The sequence below is a fragment of the Bradyrhizobium macuxiense genome (genome assembly GCF_001542415.1).
GTDB lineage: Bacteria > Pseudomonadota > Alphaproteobacteria > Rhizobiales > Xanthobacteraceae > Bradyrhizobium > Bradyrhizobium macuxiense.
The window spans coordinates 65,634-81,653 of record NZ_LNCU01000034.1 but is presented as its reverse complement, the minus strand read 5'-3'; the positions used below and the strand labels follow the sequence as shown (position 1 = coordinate 81,653).

The 16,020-nt window shown below is 65.6% G+C and carries 17 protein-coding genes; 9 read left to right on the top strand and 8 right to left on the bottom strand.

Going from position 1 to position 16,020, the window contains the following annotated elements; all coding sequences use genetic code 11:
• Nucleotides 1-143: 143 nt before the first annotated feature.
• Nucleotides 144-920 carry a protein phosphatase CheZ gene (locus AS156_RS08380; RefSeq protein ID WP_066502528.1) on the bottom strand — a complete coding sequence of 259 codons (777 nt, stop codon included), beginning with the start codon at nt 918-920 and terminating at the stop codon, nt 144-146.
• Nucleotides 921-1,230: 310 nt separating this feature from the next.
• Between AS156_RS08380 and AS156_RS08375 the strand changes: the two genes are divergently transcribed.
• Complete coding sequence (locus tag AS156_RS08375) at nt 1,231-2,037, top strand: L,D-transpeptidase (protein ID WP_066502525.1); 807 nt, start codon at nt 1,231-1,233, stop codon at nt 2,035-2,037.
• Between the two features lie 69 nt (nt 2,038-2,106).
• Here the strand turns inward: AS156_RS08375 and AS156_RS08370 are convergent, their stop codons facing one another.
• The 6 genes from AS156_RS08370 to AS156_RS08345 form a co-directional block, all read right to left on the bottom strand.
• Nucleotides 2,107-2,979 carry a DUF2076 domain-containing protein gene (locus AS156_RS08370; protein ID WP_066502904.1) on the bottom strand — a complete coding sequence of 291 codons (873 nt, stop codon included), beginning with the start codon at nt 2,977-2,979 and terminating at the stop codon, nt 2,107-2,109.
• Nucleotides 2,980-3,108: 129 nt separating this feature from the next.
• Nucleotides 3,109-3,951 (bottom strand): ChbG/HpnK family deacetylase, encoded by an 843-nt coding sequence (locus tag AS156_RS08365; RefSeq protein WP_066502523.1) that lies wholly within the window; start codon nt 3,949-3,951, stop codon nt 3,109-3,111.
• Complete coding sequence (locus AS156_RS08360) at nt 3,948-4,994, bottom strand: glycosyltransferase family 2 protein (protein WP_066502521.1); 1,047 nt, start codon at nt 4,992-4,994, stop codon at nt 3,948-3,950. The genes AS156_RS08365 and AS156_RS08360 overlap by 4 nt, the downstream gene beginning before the upstream one ends.
• Before the next feature lie 140 nt (nt 4,995-5,134).
• A complete protein-coding gene (gene hisG / locus AS156_RS08355; protein ID WP_066502519.1) occupies nt 5,135-6,112 on the bottom strand; it encodes an ATP phosphoribosyltransferase in 978 nt (325 codons plus the stop codon).
• Nucleotides 6,109-7,272 (bottom strand): ATP phosphoribosyltransferase regulatory subunit, encoded by a 1,164-nt coding sequence (locus AS156_RS08350; protein WP_066502901.1) that lies wholly within the window; start codon nt 7,270-7,272, stop codon nt 6,109-6,111. Before AS156_RS08350 ends, hisG begins: the two co-directional genes overlap by 4 nt.
• 193 nt (nt 7,273-7,465) lie before the next feature.
• Complete coding sequence (locus AS156_RS08345; protein ID WP_066502517.1) at nt 7,466-8,218, bottom strand: 16S rRNA (uracil(1498)-N(3))-methyltransferase; 753 nt, start codon at nt 8,216-8,218, stop codon at nt 7,466-7,468.
• Between the two features lie 208 nt (nt 8,219-8,426).
• Between AS156_RS08345 and AS156_RS08340 the strand changes: the two genes are divergently transcribed.
• Nucleotides 8,427-9,185: a hypothetical protein gene (locus AS156_RS08340; RefSeq protein WP_066502899.1), complete on the top strand. Its 759-nt coding sequence runs from the start codon at nt 8,427-8,429 to the stop codon at nt 9,183-9,185.
• Between the two features lie 10 nt (nt 9,186-9,195).
• The gene (ubiA, locus tag AS156_RS08335) at nt 9,196-10,128 is read left to right on the top strand and encodes a 4-hydroxybenzoate octaprenyltransferase (protein ID WP_066502513.1); all 933 of its coding nucleotides are present in this window, start codon (nt 9,196-9,198) and stop codon (nt 10,126-10,128) included.
• Between the two features lie 287 nt (nt 10,129-10,415).
• On the opposite strand, the gene AS156_RS44095 is transcribed toward ubiA, so the two are convergent.
• Nucleotides 10,416-10,940, bottom strand: coding sequence for a DUF6101 family protein (locus AS156_RS44095; protein WP_066502510.1), 525 nt, complete (start codon nt 10,938-10,940; stop codon nt 10,416-10,418).
• Nucleotides 10,941-11,224: 284 nt separating this feature from the next.
• Between AS156_RS44095 and AS156_RS08325 the strand changes: the two genes are divergently transcribed.
• From AS156_RS08325 to AS156_RS44090, 6 genes are all read left to right on the top strand, one after another.
• The gene (locus tag AS156_RS08325; RefSeq protein ID WP_066502896.1) at nt 11,225-12,613 is read left to right on the top strand and encodes a TldD/PmbA family protein; all 1,389 of its coding nucleotides are present in this window, start codon (nt 11,225-11,227) and stop codon (nt 12,611-12,613) included.
• Nucleotides 12,600-13,409: a 3'(2'),5'-bisphosphate nucleotidase CysQ gene (locus AS156_RS08320; RefSeq protein WP_066502508.1), complete on the top strand. Its 810-nt coding sequence runs from the start codon at nt 12,600-12,602 to the stop codon at nt 13,407-13,409. Before AS156_RS08325 ends, AS156_RS08320 begins: the two co-directional genes overlap by 14 nt.
• Before the next feature lie 112 nt (nt 13,410-13,521).
• On the top strand, nt 13,522-13,770 hold the full coding sequence (locus AS156_RS08315) for a DUF4170 domain-containing protein (RefSeq protein ID WP_066502507.1): 249 nt from the start codon (nt 13,522-13,524) through the stop codon (nt 13,768-13,770).
• Nucleotides 13,767-14,480 carry a lysophospholipid acyltransferase family protein gene (locus AS156_RS08310; protein ID WP_066502504.1) on the top strand — a complete coding sequence of 238 codons (714 nt, stop codon included), beginning with the start codon at nt 13,767-13,769 and terminating at the stop codon, nt 14,478-14,480. The genes AS156_RS08315 and AS156_RS08310 overlap by 4 nt, the downstream gene beginning before the upstream one ends.
• Nucleotides 14,443-15,777, top strand: a complete 1,335-nt coding sequence (locus tag AS156_RS08305) for a 3-deoxy-D-manno-octulosonic acid transferase (RefSeq protein WP_066502503.1) — start codon at nt 14,443-14,445, stop codon at nt 15,775-15,777. The genes AS156_RS08310 and AS156_RS08305 overlap by 38 nt, the downstream gene beginning before the upstream one ends.
• On the top strand, nt 15,770-16,020 hold a 251-nt coding region (locus tag AS156_RS44090), incomplete at its 3' end, for a tetraacyldisaccharide 4'-kinase (RefSeq protein ID WP_245312645.1). The genes AS156_RS08305 and AS156_RS44090, both read left to right, overlap by 8 nt.

Sequence of the window (16,020 nt, the reverse complement as noted above, 5' to 3'; positions counted from 1 at the left end):
GTCGGCGTCATTTAACGGACGGCGGCCGTAGGCCGCCCATGCCACCTTCTGCCACAAGAGGAGAAGGGAAGAGGCACTCTCGTTGGAGCAACAAAAACGCCGGCCCTTGGGGCCGGCGTTTTGATCTGTCTCTGACTTGACGCTCAGTTGAACAGCGCGTCGATGTCGTCCTGCGAGGCGTGGCCGGCGTCGCCGTCGAGCTTGGGGCCGTTGAGCAGGCGGGCGTCGCCCTCGCGGGTGTCGATGATCGGCGGCACGTGCGACTTGATGGCGTCGACGCCGCCCCAGATGTTCATCATCTCGGAGATGTGCTGCTCGATGAACTTCATCGTCTGCATCACCTTGCTGATGCGCTGGCCGGTGAGGTCCTGGAAGTTGCATGCCTCGAAGATCTGGACCACGCGCTCCTGGATATCCTCGCTCAGCCGCTTCTGCTGGTCTGGCGTGACGTTCTTCGACAGCGCGGTCGCGGCCTGGTCGATCGCCTCGACGGCCTCGAGGATCTGTTGGGTGGCCTGTTCGGTGCCGCCGACGACGGCGCCGAGCTCGCCATTGACCTTGGCCATCTCCTCGCCGTTGAAGCTCTTGCCGTGCAGCACGGCGATCTCGCGCTTGGTGCGGCTGATTGCGTCGTGGATCAGGTCGAGCTCGACCTTGAGCTTCTCGCACTGTTCGACCTGGGCGCGGTAGGTCTCGAGCAATGCGTGCGCTTCGGCGACTTCGCGGGCTACGACGGCTTCGGCGCTTTCATTTGTGGCGGCGCGCGGCGCGGCCATCTGGGCGCGGATCGAGCGAAGCTCGGCCATGATCTCGCGATGCATCGGTCCGATATCGGCCCCGCCGACAGCCTCCGGCTCCGGCATCGCGACATCGCCCATGACGGCCTGTTCGACACGAAAACGCTTGCGCTTCACTGACATGATTTCATTCCCGCCCCATTTCCTGCGCCCGTTCTAGACGGAGGCGATTTAACGTGAGGTTCACGCGGGAACAGTTGGGTGCGCATGACATGATGCGCGCTCAAACCAAGGGTTAACCATGCGGCTTGCGCATTCACCCAAAATAAACGCTACGCGGCAAAACCGTCCGCGCGTGACGACGTGGTGAATCGAAACGCCCGCAGCGTTTACCAAACCGATGCGTTTTTCATTGCTTATTGACCACGTGCAACGGCGCGAGTCCTGGCGCCTTCGCCAAACACGTCACGACGAAACAGTACAGAGTACGTCGATGTTGAACAAAACCAAGCTTGCGCTGCTCGGCGGCGCCTCTTTGCTCATTGCACTTCCGCATCAGGCCATGGCGATCGACGCGGCGCAGGTCTCCGAGCCCACGGTGTTCTACGCCAACCAGCCGGCGCCCCCACCGCGGACGCGCGCCGCCTACGCGCAGCCGCAGCATTCGAACCTCGGCGGCGGCTTCATCGAATTCCTGTTCGGCGACGGCCCGTCGGCGCAGGCCTATCAGCAGCAGGTGTATCAGCAGCAGCCCGCCTATTACGGCAACCGCCAGGCACTGCCGCCGATGGATCCGCAGCAGCAGATGATCTACCAGGAGCAGGAGTCGCAGGGCGATCCCAGGCTGCGTCCGTTCGATCCGAAATACGAGAAGCAACTGGTCGACTATCAGGGCAAGGAGCGCGCCGGCACCATCATCATCGATACGCCGAACAAATTCCTCTATCTGGTGCAGGGCGACGGCAAGGCGCTGCGCTACGGCGTCGGCGTCGGCAAGCCGGGATTTGCCTGGTCGGGCGTCAAGACGGTCTCGGCCAAGCGCGAATGGCCGGACTGGACTCCGCCGGCGGAAATGCTGGCGCGTCGTCCCGACCTGCCGCGGCACATGGAGGGCGGCCCGGAGAATCCGCTCGGCGCACGCGCGATGTATCTGGGATCCTCGCTCTATCGCATCCACGGCTCCAACGAGCCCTGGACCATCGGCACCAACGTCTCCTCCGGCTGCATCCGGATGCGCAACGAGGACGTCATCGACCTCTATGGCCGCGTCAATGTCGGCGCCAAGGTCGTCGTGATGTGATCGCAACCAATCGGTGAATCAAAACGGCCGCTCGATGAGAGCGGCCGTCTTTCGTTTGAGCTGACGCGATCAGGCGTAGTCGCTGCCGTTGTCGCCGCCGTCGTCGAATCCGTCGTCATCATCGTAGCCGTCGGAGTCCTGATCGTTGTCGGCGTAATTGTTGTCGTCGTTGCTGTTGTTCGAGGCCTGGTCGACCAGGCCGGCGCGGGAAGAGTCGTTGTCGCGGCCGGACGAGTTGATGTCGTTGATCCCGGCGTCGCGCGCCAGATCGCTCGACGACTGGTCCCCGCCCCACGGACGGGTGCCGCCGCCGAGGCCGCCTGCGTCGGCAAGGGACTGGTGGCTGCCGCCGCCACCCATCATGCCGCGGATGCTGCTGAGCAGCAGCCCGCCGCCGACCACGCCGGCCGCGGCTGCCGCCGCGGTGCCGAGGAACGAGCCGCCACCGCCGCCGAATGGCGGCTGCTGCGGAGCGCCATAGGACTGGCCGTAGGGTTGAGCCTGGCCGTAGCCGCCTTGACCATAGCCGCCCTGGCCATAGCCGCCGCCTTGCGCGTCGCGCATCACCTGGCCCGAGTTCCAGACCGGGCGGCTGCCCGGATCCCGATTGGCCATGTCGGGCGCGCGCACCGGCGGCACCGAGCCGTGCGACTGGCTCTGCCCGAACACCGCGTCGCGCATCGAATCGAGGAAGCCGCCGGATTGCTGCTGCCCGCCCTGCGGCTGGGCGACCGCGGCCTCCAGTTCCTGGATGCGATCGTGCGCGCGCTTCAGCGCCTCGTCCTGCACCAGCGCCGTCTGCACCAGCGTGTAGACCGCGTTCGGCGCGGTGCGCAGGCCCTGCACGATCGCCGACATCGCCTCGTTGTCGCGCGGGGAATTCTCCAGCTTGGCGAGCCGGTCGAAGAGATCGTCGATCAGTTGGCGTTCTTGCGGTGTCATGGCGTTCTCCATCGCGTCGAAGCTTCGAAGCGCGCCCGAGATGTAGGCGGGTTTTGTGGCGCAAGGAGTGGGGTCGCGAATTAAATTTCCGTATGCGACAAAACGACCGGACTATTGTCCTGAACCGTGTCAGCTCAGTGTAACTTTATTCAGGGCGAGCAGCGCCGGGAAATCGTCGCTTGCGAGATAGGCATGCTCGGTCTCGCGCTGCGTCGTCAATGGATCGAGTGCCGTTAGCGTCTCGTCGACGAAGCCGGGGTGGCACATCACGAGACCATCCTCCGGCAGCCCCTCGAGGAAGCCGCGCATCAGCGCGCCGAAGTCCGGCGCGCGCGTAAAATCATAGGCGCCGGCGAAGGCCGGATTGAAGCGCAGGCCGAGTTTCGCCGCTTTCTTGCGGAACTGCGCGCTGAGCGTATCCAGCACGAGCGCCTTCGGCGCGGCGAGCCGCTGCGAGAGCGGGGCGTTGCGTCCGCCCTGGCGCACCCAGGCGTCCGGCGCACGCTCCTTCACCGCGCGCAGGAAGCCGTCGCGCACCTGTGGAAACAGTTGCGCATGCTGATGGCCGTCGACGAAGTCAGGCGCGCGGCCGAACAGCTCGCGGAAAGCGTCAAGCTGCGCCAGCACTTCGGCATGAACGAGCTCGGCGTCGAGCCGCCGCAACATCCCGCCGCGCAACAGCTTTGGGAACGGCAGGAACATGTCCCCGTCCAGCGGACGGAAATGCAGCGTCAGCGGCCGGAACGGCGCGGTCAGCGTCACGTGCAGCCCGATCGCGCAGCGCGGGCTCTTCGCCATTGATGCCTGCAGCGCAGCCACGGCCTCGCGGCCGATCGCTGATGTCACCGTCATCACCGAGGTCGCGTTGAGGCGGCCGCGCTCGATCAATTCGCGGATGGCGCGGTTGACGCCGTCGCTCAGTCCATAGTCGTCGGCACACAGCCAGATACGGCGCGGCGCTGTCGCATTCATTCGGCCGCGGTCCGCTTCGTCGCGCTTTCGGCCGTCGCACCGTCGGCGTGCTTCTCGGTATGCTCGGCGACGAAGTAGATTGGCCGCGCTTTCAGTTCAGAGAGGATCTTGCCGATATATTCGCCGACGATGCCGATCATGATCAGCTGCACGCCGCCGATCGTCATCAACCCGACCACGAGCGAGGGATAGCCGGGCACCTGCTTGCCGGTGGTCCACACCTCCCACACGATCGACAGGCCGAACAGGAACGCGCCGACGGCGAGCAGCACGCCGAGCAGGCTCGCGAAGCGCAGCGGCGCGACCGAGAACGAGGTCAGGCCCTCGATCGAGAGGCCGATCAGCCGCCCGGCATTGAAGGTGGTGACGCCATGCGCGCGGGGCGCCGGTTCGTAGTCGACGCGGATCTGCTTGAAGCCGATCCAGCTCGCCAGTCCCTTGAAGAAGCGATTGCGCTCCGGCAGCTGACGGAGCGCCGCGGCGGCGCGCGGCGACAGCAGGCGGAAGTCGCCGGCGTCCTCGGGGATCTTCTGCCGTGCGCCCCAGTTGATCAGCGCATAGAAGCCGCGCACCGCAAACCGCCGCGCCGCCGATTCATTGTCGCGATTGGCCTTCGCCGTGTAGACCACGTCATAACCGTCATCGATCCAGTGCGCGACCAGCCGTTCCACCAGATCGGGCGAATGCTGGCCGTCGCCGTCCATGAACAGCACCGCGCCGCGGCGGGCGTGATCAAGGCCGGCCATCAGCGCCGCCTCCTTGCCGAAATTGCGCGACAGCGACACCACCTGCACGTCGAGCGTATCGGCGGGAAGGCTGCGCGCGATCGCCAGCGTCGAGTCGATGCTGCCGTCGTCGACATAGACCACTTCGCAGGACAGGCCGTAGCGGACGCGCAGCGTCTTGGCGAGCGCGATCAGCCGCTCGTGCAGTGCCGAAAGTCCTGCGGCCTCGTTGTAGACGGGCACGACGATGGACAATCCCTGCGCCGCGGCGGTCTTGGCGGTCGTGGTCAGGCTGGAGACGTCAGAGCCCAGCATCATCGATCAGGTTCCAGAACTAGAGCGTTTTCGAGCGAAGCGGACTTCCGGTTCGCGTGACAAAAACGCGTCAAAACAAGAGTTCCCTTGAGGAGAATATGCTACCGCCCGCCAGCTGACGCCAGCCTGAACAGACTGCGGACTCATTGTCGCAGGAACGCCTCGAGTTTGGCGAACAGCGGATTCTCGCGATCGAACACATAATCGAGCGAGACAACCGACACCGTGTCGGCGCCGTGCTCGCGCAGAAAGCTGCCGAGCGCATAGAGCTTCCCGGGTGGGCAGTGCAGCGTGAGCATGCCGGACGAGGTCGGCCCGCCGAACGGGGCGACCACGCCGAAGCGGTTATGTGCTTCCATGAGCAGCGCATCATTGCAGCCGGCGAAGCGGGTGCGGACCTCGCGGTATTTGTTGGCCCGCGCACGCGCTGCGATGTGGTCGAGAATCACGCGCGCGGTCTCGCGGGCGCCGTTCGACCAGTCGGCGTCCTTCGACGCCACGAGATTGGCCTGGCTGCGCAGGATCACGCCGTCGTCGAGCACCTTCAGCCCGTTGGCGGCGAGCGTCGCGCCTGTCGTGGTGATGTCGACGATCAGTTCGGCAGAGCCTGCCGCGGGCGCGCCTTCGGTGGCGCCGGCGCTTTCGACGATGCGGTAGTCACTGACGCCGTGCCTGGCGAAGAAGCCGCGCGTCAGGTTGATGTATTTGGTCGCCACCCGCATGCGGTGATTGTGCTGCTCGCGGAAGCCGCTTGCAACGTCGTCGAGATCGGCCATGGTGCGGACGTCGATCCAGGCCTGCGGCACCGCGACCACGACATTGGCGCTGCCGAAGCCGAGGGCGTCGATCAGCAGCACGCGCCGGTCGGCATCCGGGATGTTCTCGCGCACGAGATCCTCGCCGGTGACGCCGAGATGCACCGCGCCGCGCGCCAGGTTGGCCGCGATCTCGCTCGCCGAGAGATAGGCGATCTCGACATTGTCGAGGCCGGCGATGGTGCCGCGATAGTCGCGGGCGCCGCCGGGTTTCGACAGGCTCAGCCCGGCGCGGGCGAAGAAGCCTTCCGCGTTTTCCTGCAGGCGTCCCTTGGAGGGAACGGCGACGACGAAGGGCGTGCTCATGCGGCGCCTCCGTTGGCTGCGGCCTTGGCGTGCCTGGTCATCGCCTCGATCCATACCGAGAAGCCGACCGCGGGGATCGGATTGGCCGAGCCGAGCTGAGTCATCAGGCCGTCGTAGCGGCCGCCGGCGACCAGCGGCTCGGAGCCGTTGCCCGTGGCGTGCAACTCGAACTCGAAGCCGGTGTAGTAATCGAGGCCGCGCCCGAACGAGGTCGAGAACCGCGTCTTGTGGGTGTCGATGCCGCGCGCGGCCATGAAGCCCACGCGGCTCTCCAACTGGTCGATCGCAGCGGCAAGGTCGAGCCTGGCGTCGTCGGCCAGCGTACGCAGTTGCGCGATCGCATCGTCGGGGTCGCCTGCGATCGACAGGAAGCGCTTGATGGTCGCGACCGCATCGCGCGGCAGCGCACCGGCCTTCAATGTCGATTGCTCGAGGAAGCGGTCGGCGATCTCGGCCACGGTGCGGCCGCCGACATTGGTGGTGCCGGCGATCGACATCAGATCGGTGACCAGCGCCAGCGCCGCCTTGCGGTCGGAGCCGGCAATCGCGGCGAGCACGCCCTCATATTCGTTGCGGCCGGGTCCGGTCTTGAGCGTCAGGCGCTCGATGTCGTCGACCAGCGAGACCTTGCGGTTGAAATCCTTGATCAGACGTCGTCGCCACACCGGGTAAAGATCGAGCGCCTCGAGCAGCGCGTTGAACAGCGCGACGTCGCCGGTACGGATTTCGACGTCCCTCAACCCGAAGGCGGTGGTCGCTTCCAGCGCCAACGCCAGCATCTCGGCGTCCGCCGCGGCGCGGTCCTGACGGCCGAAGGATTCGATGCCGGCCTGCAGGAACTGGCTGGGTTGGCCGTCGCGATAGCGGAACACCGGGCCGAGATAGCTGAAGCCCGCCGGCTGGCCGGCACGGGGGGAGGCAAGGTAGTCGCGCGCCACGGGGATCGTGAGGTCCGGGCGCAGGCACAGCTCCTCGCCGGTTGCATCCGTCGTCAGGTACAGGCTCTTGCGTATGTCCTCGCCCGACAGATCCAGGAACGGCTCGGCCGGCTGCAGGATGGCGGGCTCGGACCTGACATAGCCGGCCTGTGCGAACGACAGCAGCAGCGCATCCGCCCAGGAGGCGGGCGCGGTCGTGCGTGTTGCAGCAGCTTCGGTCATCTCAAGGTCCAAAAAGTCCGGAAATCCGGGTTCCGGCGCGAGTTCCATGGGCGTTGGCGCAGCCCTTACCATGCCCGTATCAGGGTTTCGACAGGGATCGGCCAAGTGGCTTAATGATTGCGTGCGTTAACGATTTTACGACAGCTTGGCTAGGGGCAGATGTTCCGTTGATGTCCCCCACAGCCACCGCGGGCTACGCAGTCCTTCCCCAATCCCCCAGCGCCGCCTGCACCAGCGCCAGCGCCGCCACGCCGGCGGTATCCGCCCGCAGGATCCGCGGGCCGAGCGCGAGGCGGAGGATGTTGGGCTGGCGCGTGAGCAGCGTGCGCTCTTCCTCGGCGAAACCGCCCTCCGGCCCGATCAGGACGTCGATTCCGGCATTGGCGGCAGTGGTCGCCTGCAGTGCTCGCACGGGATCGGCCACTTCGGCAGCCTCGTCGCAGAACACGAGCAGGCGCGCCTGGTCGCGGGCCGCCAGGAATCGATCCAGCGCGACGGGATCTGCCACCTCGGCGAGCGAGATGATCCCGCATTGTTCGGCGGCCTCGATCACATTGGCGCGCATCCGCTCGCCGTTGACGCGCGAGACCTGGGTGAAGCGCGTCAGCACCGGTTGCAGCCGCGCCGCGCCCATCTCGACCGCCTTCTGCACCATGTAGTCGAGACGCGCATGCTTCAGCGGCGCGAACACATAGGCGATATCGGGCAAGCGATCCTGCGTGCGCATCTGTGTGTCGATCGTCAGGGTATCGGCCCGCTTGCGACCAGAGATCGCAGCGCGCCATTCACCGTCGCGGCCATTGAACACCAGCACGGTGTCGCCGGCGGCAAGCCGCAGCACGTTGCCGAGATAGTTGCTCTGGTTGCGGTCGAGTTCGACAGTCGCGCCGGCGCTCAGGGCGGCGTCGACGAACAGCCGTGGGCTGCGAAAATCCAGTTCAGGCATATTTGATTGTCCGCTTTCGGCCGCTTCTAGCCTAAAGGTCTAGAATCCGGGAACAATTTAATATGTCCAGCGCGGCCCTACGCCGCGCTGTCGCCCAAATCCACGGGTTGTTAAGGCTTCGCAGGAATCGTAAAACGCCCCCAAAATTCGTTGCTTCGTTTTGATGCGCTGGGGTTGCCTGGACCTTATTGCCGGAGAAATGCTCTCGATGATCCGCCGCCTGATCGTGCTGACTGTTGCCGCGACCGCCCTCTACGCAGGACAGGCCGTGGCCCAAGGCGCCTTTCCGGCCCCGCTGCCGAATCAGGCCGGCACCGCTAACGATCCGGCGTTTCCGCCGGTCAATGGCGGACGTGCCGGCACCGCTTCCGATCCGGCGTTTCCGCCGGTCAATGGCAGGCGCGCCAGCACTGCCCCCGATCCCGCGTTCCCGCCCGTCAATGGTGCGCCGGCGGCCAGGGTCGGGACGCAGCCATCGGCATTTCCGAGCAACGGCGCTGCGCCCATCGCCGGCGGCGGACTCTCGTCGCCACCACCGCCGGGAGCGGCCGGAGGTGGCCCTGCCGACGCCTGCATGAAGAACTTCGTTCCGCTGCGCGAGGAAGCTGAAAAGCGCGGCAAGTTGATCAAGGCGGCGAGCGATCGGCACGCCGGGCCCGACGAGGCCTGTAAGCTGATCCGCAACTACAGCCAGGCCGAGGTCAAGATGATCAAATATGTCGAGACCAACGCGAGCAAGTGCGGAATTCCCCCGCAGATCGCCGATCAGCTCAAGTCCGGCCACAAGAACACCGAAGGTCTCCTGACCAAGGTCTGTAACGCCGCGCAGCAAGCCCAGGCGCGCGGACCCGCGGGTCCGACGCTCAGCGACGTGCTGGGTTCCTCGGCATCGGTGCCGGAGGCGACGCCGACCAAGAGGGGCGGCAGCACCTTCGATACCTTGAACGGCAACGTTCTCACCCGATGATTGACCGCACATGAGCGACGTCTCCGCCCGCGTTGCCGACTCCACAGGCAACTGGGTGGACACGCATGCGCCGGCGTGGTCGCGGCCCTATCTGCGGCTGGCGCGCTACGACCGGCCGATCGGCTCCTGGCTGTTGTTGATGCCGTGCTGGTGGTCGGCGGCGCTCGCCGCCGGCGTAGCGCACGACGTCCGTTCCTTGCCGCTCGTCGTCGTCCTGTTCTTCATCGGCGCCTTCGTGATGCGCGGCGCGGGCTGCACCTGGAACGACATCACCGATCGCGATCTCGACGGCAAGGTCGAGCGCACCCGGTCGCGGCCGATTCCGGCCGGGCAGGTGACCGTGACGCAGGCAGTGATCTTCATGGTGCTGCAGGCGCTGATCGGGCTTGCGGTGCTGCTGGAGTTCAACCGCTTTGCCGTGATGACCGGCATCGCCTCGCTCCTGATCGTCGCGATCTATCCGTTCATGAAGCGCATCACCTGGTGGCCGCAGGTCGTGCTCGGTCTCGCCTTTTCCTATGGCGCGCTGATGGGATTCGCGGTGACCTTCGCGCGGATCGATGTCGCGGCGGTTGCGCTCTATGCCGGGTCGATCGCCTGGGTGATCGGCTACGACACCATCTACGCGCATCAGGATGCCGAGGACGATGCGCTGATCGGCGTGAAATCCACCGCGCGCCTGTTCGGCGCGCGAACCCATCGCGCGCTCGTGGTGTTCTACGGCCTCGCTGTGGTTCTGATCGGAGTGGCGCTGGCTGTCGCGGGCGTGAGTTGGGCGGGGTGGATCGGCCTTGCCGTCTTCGCGGTTCATCTCGCCGTGCAGATCAGACGGCTCGACATCAGCAATTCCGCGCTCTGCCTGCGCATCTTCAAGTCCAACCGCGACGCCGGCTTGCTGCTGTTCGCAGGCCTTGCCGTCGACGCGGTGATGCGCGCCGTATAGCTTTTGTGGAGCGGGTCAGCGCGCCCTGTTCGCATCATGCGTAAGGTGAGCGCGCTGGTGGTGCGATGGGCACCATGTCGCGAGGACGCGGACATGTGACTCACTGGCCGCGCAACATGCTCGCTGTCGTCCCTGCGAAAGCAGGGACCCATAACCACGAATGTCTATTGTTGCGCGAGGGTGGAACGACGAATCTCGCTCACAACGTCCGCCGTGGCGTATGGGTCCCTGCTTTCGCAGGGACGACACTGACTATGCGGCGCATGAAGCGCGATGAAGCGATGACGTTAATCCCGCGCGATGATCTCGCGCTCGCCGCGATGGACGCTGGCTTCGTTCAGGCGAAAGCCTGTGCGGCGGCGGACCAGGAATTTCGGGCGGCGGCCGCGGATCGCAGTGCGGCGGCGGCGGCGCGGGGCCGGATCGCGCGGAGCTTCCTCGGTCAGTTGCGGAAGACCGAAGATGTCGCTCCACATCTGCCAGGCGGAAGTGATTTCGTCGGCATCCGTGCTGGTGCCGAGCGGGATCGTGAGCGCAGGATCGCGGTGAACCAGCACCAGCATCTGCGCGTCGTCGATGCCGCGCACCGCGACACCGAGGAAATCGCTGACGCGAACGTTGACGGCCATCCGCATGCCTTTGACGGCACGGCGCAGCACGACGCGTTCGCGATGAAGCTCGACCTGCCGCGTGCCGCCGTCCGCGCGCACGTCGTGCGCATGGAAGCTGAGCGGAAGGGAAAGAGGGTCGAGCCGCAGTGCACGGCTCGACCCGGCGGAATTGATTCCGCCTGTTGGTGTTTGACGCCTCACGGCTTTATCTCCCCGCCGGGATTATGTTCCCGGTCGATGCGTGAGACCTTAGCCGAGCGATTTCCGTATCAGCTTAAAAAGCCTGGTTAACCCGATGTGACCAGCGCTGCTTCTGCCGCCATGATTGACAAGACGTTGGCCCGCATGATTGACGAAGCCTTGCCCGGATCGCGAGAATCTTTGTTGTCTTCCGGGCTAAAGTGCTTGAAATCCCTGTGAATCCGGCACATCTGGTGGGTTCGCCGACCTCGTTCCGACCCCGTCCAATCCGCAGGAATTTGTTCGTGAACTCTTCACCATCTGCATCGCGACACGGTGATACCTCCGATCTGTTTGACCAAACCGGCTTGAGCGAGCTCGCTCAGCGCTTGGTCGACGCTGCCAAGCGCGCCGGCGCCGATGCCGCCGATGCGGTCGCGGTGCGTGGCATCTCGCAAGGCGTCGAGGTGCGCGACGGCCGCGTCGAGGAAACCGAGCGTTCCGAAGGCGACGACGTCGGATTGCGCGTGTTCGTCGGCCAGCGCCAGGCGGTGGTGTCGACCAATGATGTCAGCGGCGACGGGATCGCGAAGCTTGCCGAGCGCGCGGTCGCGATGGCGCGCGTGGCGCCCGACGACAAATATGTCGGGCTGGCCGATCCGGCGCTGCTTGCGCATGACTTCCCCGATCTCGATCTGCTCGACCGCACGGTTCCGGCCACCGCCGAACTGGAGCAGCGGGCCATCGAGGCGGAGGCCGCAGCGCGCGCGGTCAAGGGTGTCACCAAATCGGGCGGTGCATCGGCCTCGACCGGGATCGGCGGTATGGTGCTGGTCACGTCGACCGGCTTCCATGGCTCCTATCTGCGGTCCAGCCACAGCATCTCGACGACGGCGATCTCGGGTGAAGGCACCGGCATGGAGCGCGACTACGACTTCACCAGCGCGCTGCATGCAAGCGATCTCGATTCACCGACTGTTGTCGGTCGCAAGGCGGGCGAGCGCGCGGTGGCGCGGTCAAATCCGCGCAAGGTCGAAACCTGCAAGGTGCCTGTCGTATTCGACCCGCGCGCTGCGGGCTCGATGATTGGCCATCTCGTCGGCGCCATCAACGGCGCCTCGATCGCGCGCAAGACCAGCTTCCTGAAGGACCGGCTCGGCGAGCAGCTGTTCTCGAAAAATATCCGCATCATCGACGATCCGTTGCGGGTGCGCGGCCTGCGCTCGCAGACCTTCGATGCCGAGGGCGTCAAGGTGAAGAAGGTCGCGCTGATCGATGAGGGAGTGCTGACCACGTGGCTGTTGGACTCCGCGACCGCTCGCGAGCTTGGCCTCGTGACGACAGGGCATGCCCATCGCGGCGTGTCGTCGTCGCCGTCGCCGGGGGCGTACAATCTGCACCTAGAGCCCGGCACGGTGACGCCGAAGGAATTGATCTCGGACATCGCCCAGGGATTCTATGTGACGGATTTGATCGGATCCGGTGTCAACGGCGTGACAGGCGACTACAGCCGCGGCGCGTCCGGGTTCTGGATCGAGAACGGCGAGATCACCTATCCCGTCAGTGAGGTGACTATCGCAGGCCATCTGCTGCCGATGTTCAAGTCGCTGGTGCCGGCGAACGATCTGGAATTCCGCTATAGCGTCAACGCGCCGACGCTGCGCATCGAGGGCCTGACGCTTGGTGGACGCTGATACGGACGACTGGACCAAGGCGCGCGATGCGGCCTTGCTGACCAGGGCGGTGCAAGAAGCGGGGCGGCTGGCGCTGTCGCTGTTTCGGACCGAGTTGAAGAACTGGATCAAGGGCGCCTCGTCGCCGGTCTCCGAAGCCGATATTGCGGTCAACGACCTCTTGGAGGAGCGGCTGCGCTCGGCGACGCCGGATTACGGCTGGTTGTCGGAGGAGAGCGCCGATGACGCGACCCGGCTCGGCAAGCGCCTGACCTGGATCGTCGATCCGATCGACGGCACCCGCGCCTATCTGGCCGGGCGCGAAGACTGGTGCGTCAGTGTGGCGCTGGTTGAAAAGACCGCACCGGTGCTCGCGGCGGTGTATGCACCGGCGACCGAGGAATTCTTTTTCGCCGCGCGCGGGCAGGGGGCGACCCGCAACGACACCTCCGTGCACGCAAACGCCGGCACCGATTTCATTTTCCCGCGCATGGCGGGGCCGAAGCCACTGGTGCAGCGGCTCAGTCCGACGGCGGACGAGATCGCGCTCTATCCGCGGATCGGATCGCTGGCCTTGCGGCTGTGCCGGGTCGCCCAAGGTCATCTTGACGCCGCCTTCGCGGGCGGGCAAAGCCGCGACTGGGATCTTGCCGCGGCGAATTTGATCGTGCAGGAAGCGGATGGTAAGATGACTGCACTCTCGGGGGACGCGATTGAGTACAATCGCCGGGAAGTATCGCATGGGGTGCTGGTGGCAGCGGGACGTGATCGTCATGCACGTATTGTCGAGCATTTTCGACATCGTCCATTGCCCTGAAACGCCATCGATCCACGCCGCGCGTCCGACGAGCACGACCAGACTTGTCATTCGACCTGTGAAGACCACGATCCATTTTGTTTGCCGGGCATCTCGTTAGGAAAAGGCCATCATGTCAGACAATGCCCAGCCGCAGTTGCTTCATCTCGTCATCGGCGGCGAGTTAACCGACCTCGAGCACAATACTTTCAAGAACCTGGACGAGGTCGAGATCGTCGGCGTGTTCCCGAACTATGCGACAGCCTATGCAGCCTGGAAGGCGAAGGCGCAGCAGACGGTGGACAACGCCCAGATGCGCTATTTCGTCGTTCACCTCCACCGGCTGCTCGACCCGGAGCAGGATACAAAGCACTCCCATTGAAACGCCTTTTTCGCGATTTGCTGCGCAGCGCCTTCGTGCAGCGCGCGCTGGGTGTGCTTGCGGCCGAGTATTTGCGGCTGGTCTGGCTTACCAACCGTTTCAGCTACGACCCATCAGACGTCTATGAGCAGGTCGAGCCGATGATGCCGGCGATCTTCGTGTTCTGGCACGGCCAGCACCTGATGACGCCGTTCATCAAGACCAAGAACAGCTACCGCGCCAAGGTGCTGATCTCCCGGCATCGCGACGGCGAGTTCAACGCCATCGCGGTCGAGCGACTCGGAATCGGCACCGTCAGAGGTTCCGGCGACCATTCCGGCGCCTTCAACCGCAAGGGCGGCGTCGGGGCCTTCAAGGAGATGGGCCGGGCGCTCGAAGAGGGCTGGAACATGGCGACCACCGCCGACGTGCCGAAACGGGCGCGGGTGGCGGGTCTCGGTCCCATCATGCTGGCGCGCGAGACCGGCAGGCCGATCCTGGCGCTCGCGATGGTGACCAGCCGATTCATTCGGTTGAAAAACTGGGATTCCACCACCATCAATTTGCCATTCGGGCGCGGCGCAGTGGTAGGTATTGAGCCGGTTTACGTGCCGCCCGATGCCGACGCCGAGACCATGGAAAAGCTTCGGCAGCACGTGGAGTTTCTTCTGAACGAAGCGACCCGACGCGCCTATGCAGCGGTCGGGCGACCGGAGGCCGCGTTTGGCTAGCTCGCTCCCGATGACGTTGCGTATGTATCGCAAGCTGTCGTCTGCGATGGTGCCGCTGGCACCTGCCTTGATCAAGCGCCGGCTCAAGCTCGGCAAGGAAGATCCGGCGCGGGTCGGCGAACGGCGCGGCATGAGCGACGATGTCCGGCCGCACGGTCCGCTGGTGTGGATCCACGGTGCGAGCGTCGGCGAGGTGCTGGCGGCCGCGGCGCTGATCGAGCGCTTGCGCGCGTTCAACCTGCGCATCCTCCTGACGTCAGGCACGGTGACTTCGGCGGCGATCGTTGCCAAACGTTTCCCGCCCGATGTGATCCACCAATACGTCCCGTATGACTCGCCGCGCTATGTCGCGCGCTTCCTCGATCACTGGCGCCCGTCGCTGGCGCTGTTCATCGAATCGGATCTCTGGCCGAACCTGATCCTGTCGAGCGCCGCGCGGCGGCTGCCGATGGTGCTGATCAACGGGCGGATGTCGCAGCGCTCGTTCCCGCGCTGGCGTCGCGTCTCCAACACCATCTCCGCGCTGCTCGGCCGGTTCGACATCTGCCTCGCCCAGTCGGATACCGACGCCGAACGCTTCGCCGCGCTCGGCAGCCGCCGTGTCGTCACCACGGGCAACCTCAAGCTCGACGTTCCCGCGCCGCCCGCCGATCCCGCCAAGCTGGAACGGCTGATGTCGGTGACGCGCGGGCGTCCGATCGTGGTCGCCGCGTCCACCCACCCGGGCGAGGAAGAGATTTTGATCGAGGCGCACAAGACGCTCTCGGGTTTCTTCCCCGGACTGCTCACGGTGATCGTGCCGCGCCACGCCGATCGCGGTGAAGCGGTCGCGCGCCTGGTGACGGCTGCCGGCCTACACCCCGGCCTGCGCTCGCATGAGGACCTGCCGGTGGCGACCACCGACATCTATGTCGCCGACACGATGGGCGAGCTCGGCCTGTTCTACCGGCTGGCGCCGATCGTGTTCATGGGCGGCTCGCTGGTCGCGCATGGCGGCCAGAATCCGATCGAGGCGGTGAAGCTCGGTGCTGCCATCGTGCATGGTCCGCATGTCTTCAATTTCACAGAGGTCTATGACGCACTCGATCGCGCCGGTGGCGCCCGGCGCGCCGACGATCGGGACGTGCTGGTGAAGCAGCTCGGCCAGTTCCTTGCCGACCCAGCGGCGCGGGACGCGTCGCTTGTGGCGTCCGAGCGCGTCGTCGACCAGCTCGGCGGTGCGCTGGAGCGCACGCTCGGGGCCCTCGAGCCCTATCTGTTGCAGTTGCGGCTCGAGATGGGAGCCGCCAATGCGTGAGCCGGCCTTTTGGTACCGGCCTTCGTCTTGGACATCGCAACTGTTGAGACCGCTTGCCGCGCTTTACGGCGCGGTGGCCGCACGGCGCATGCAGCGCGCCGGCATCGATGCGGGGATACCCGTCTTTTGCATCGGCAATTATCACGTCGGCGGCGCCGGCAAGACGCCGACGGTGCTGGCGCTTGCGAAGCTGCTGCGCGAGCTCGACGAGCGGCCGGTGGTGCTCAGCCGCGGCTATGGCGG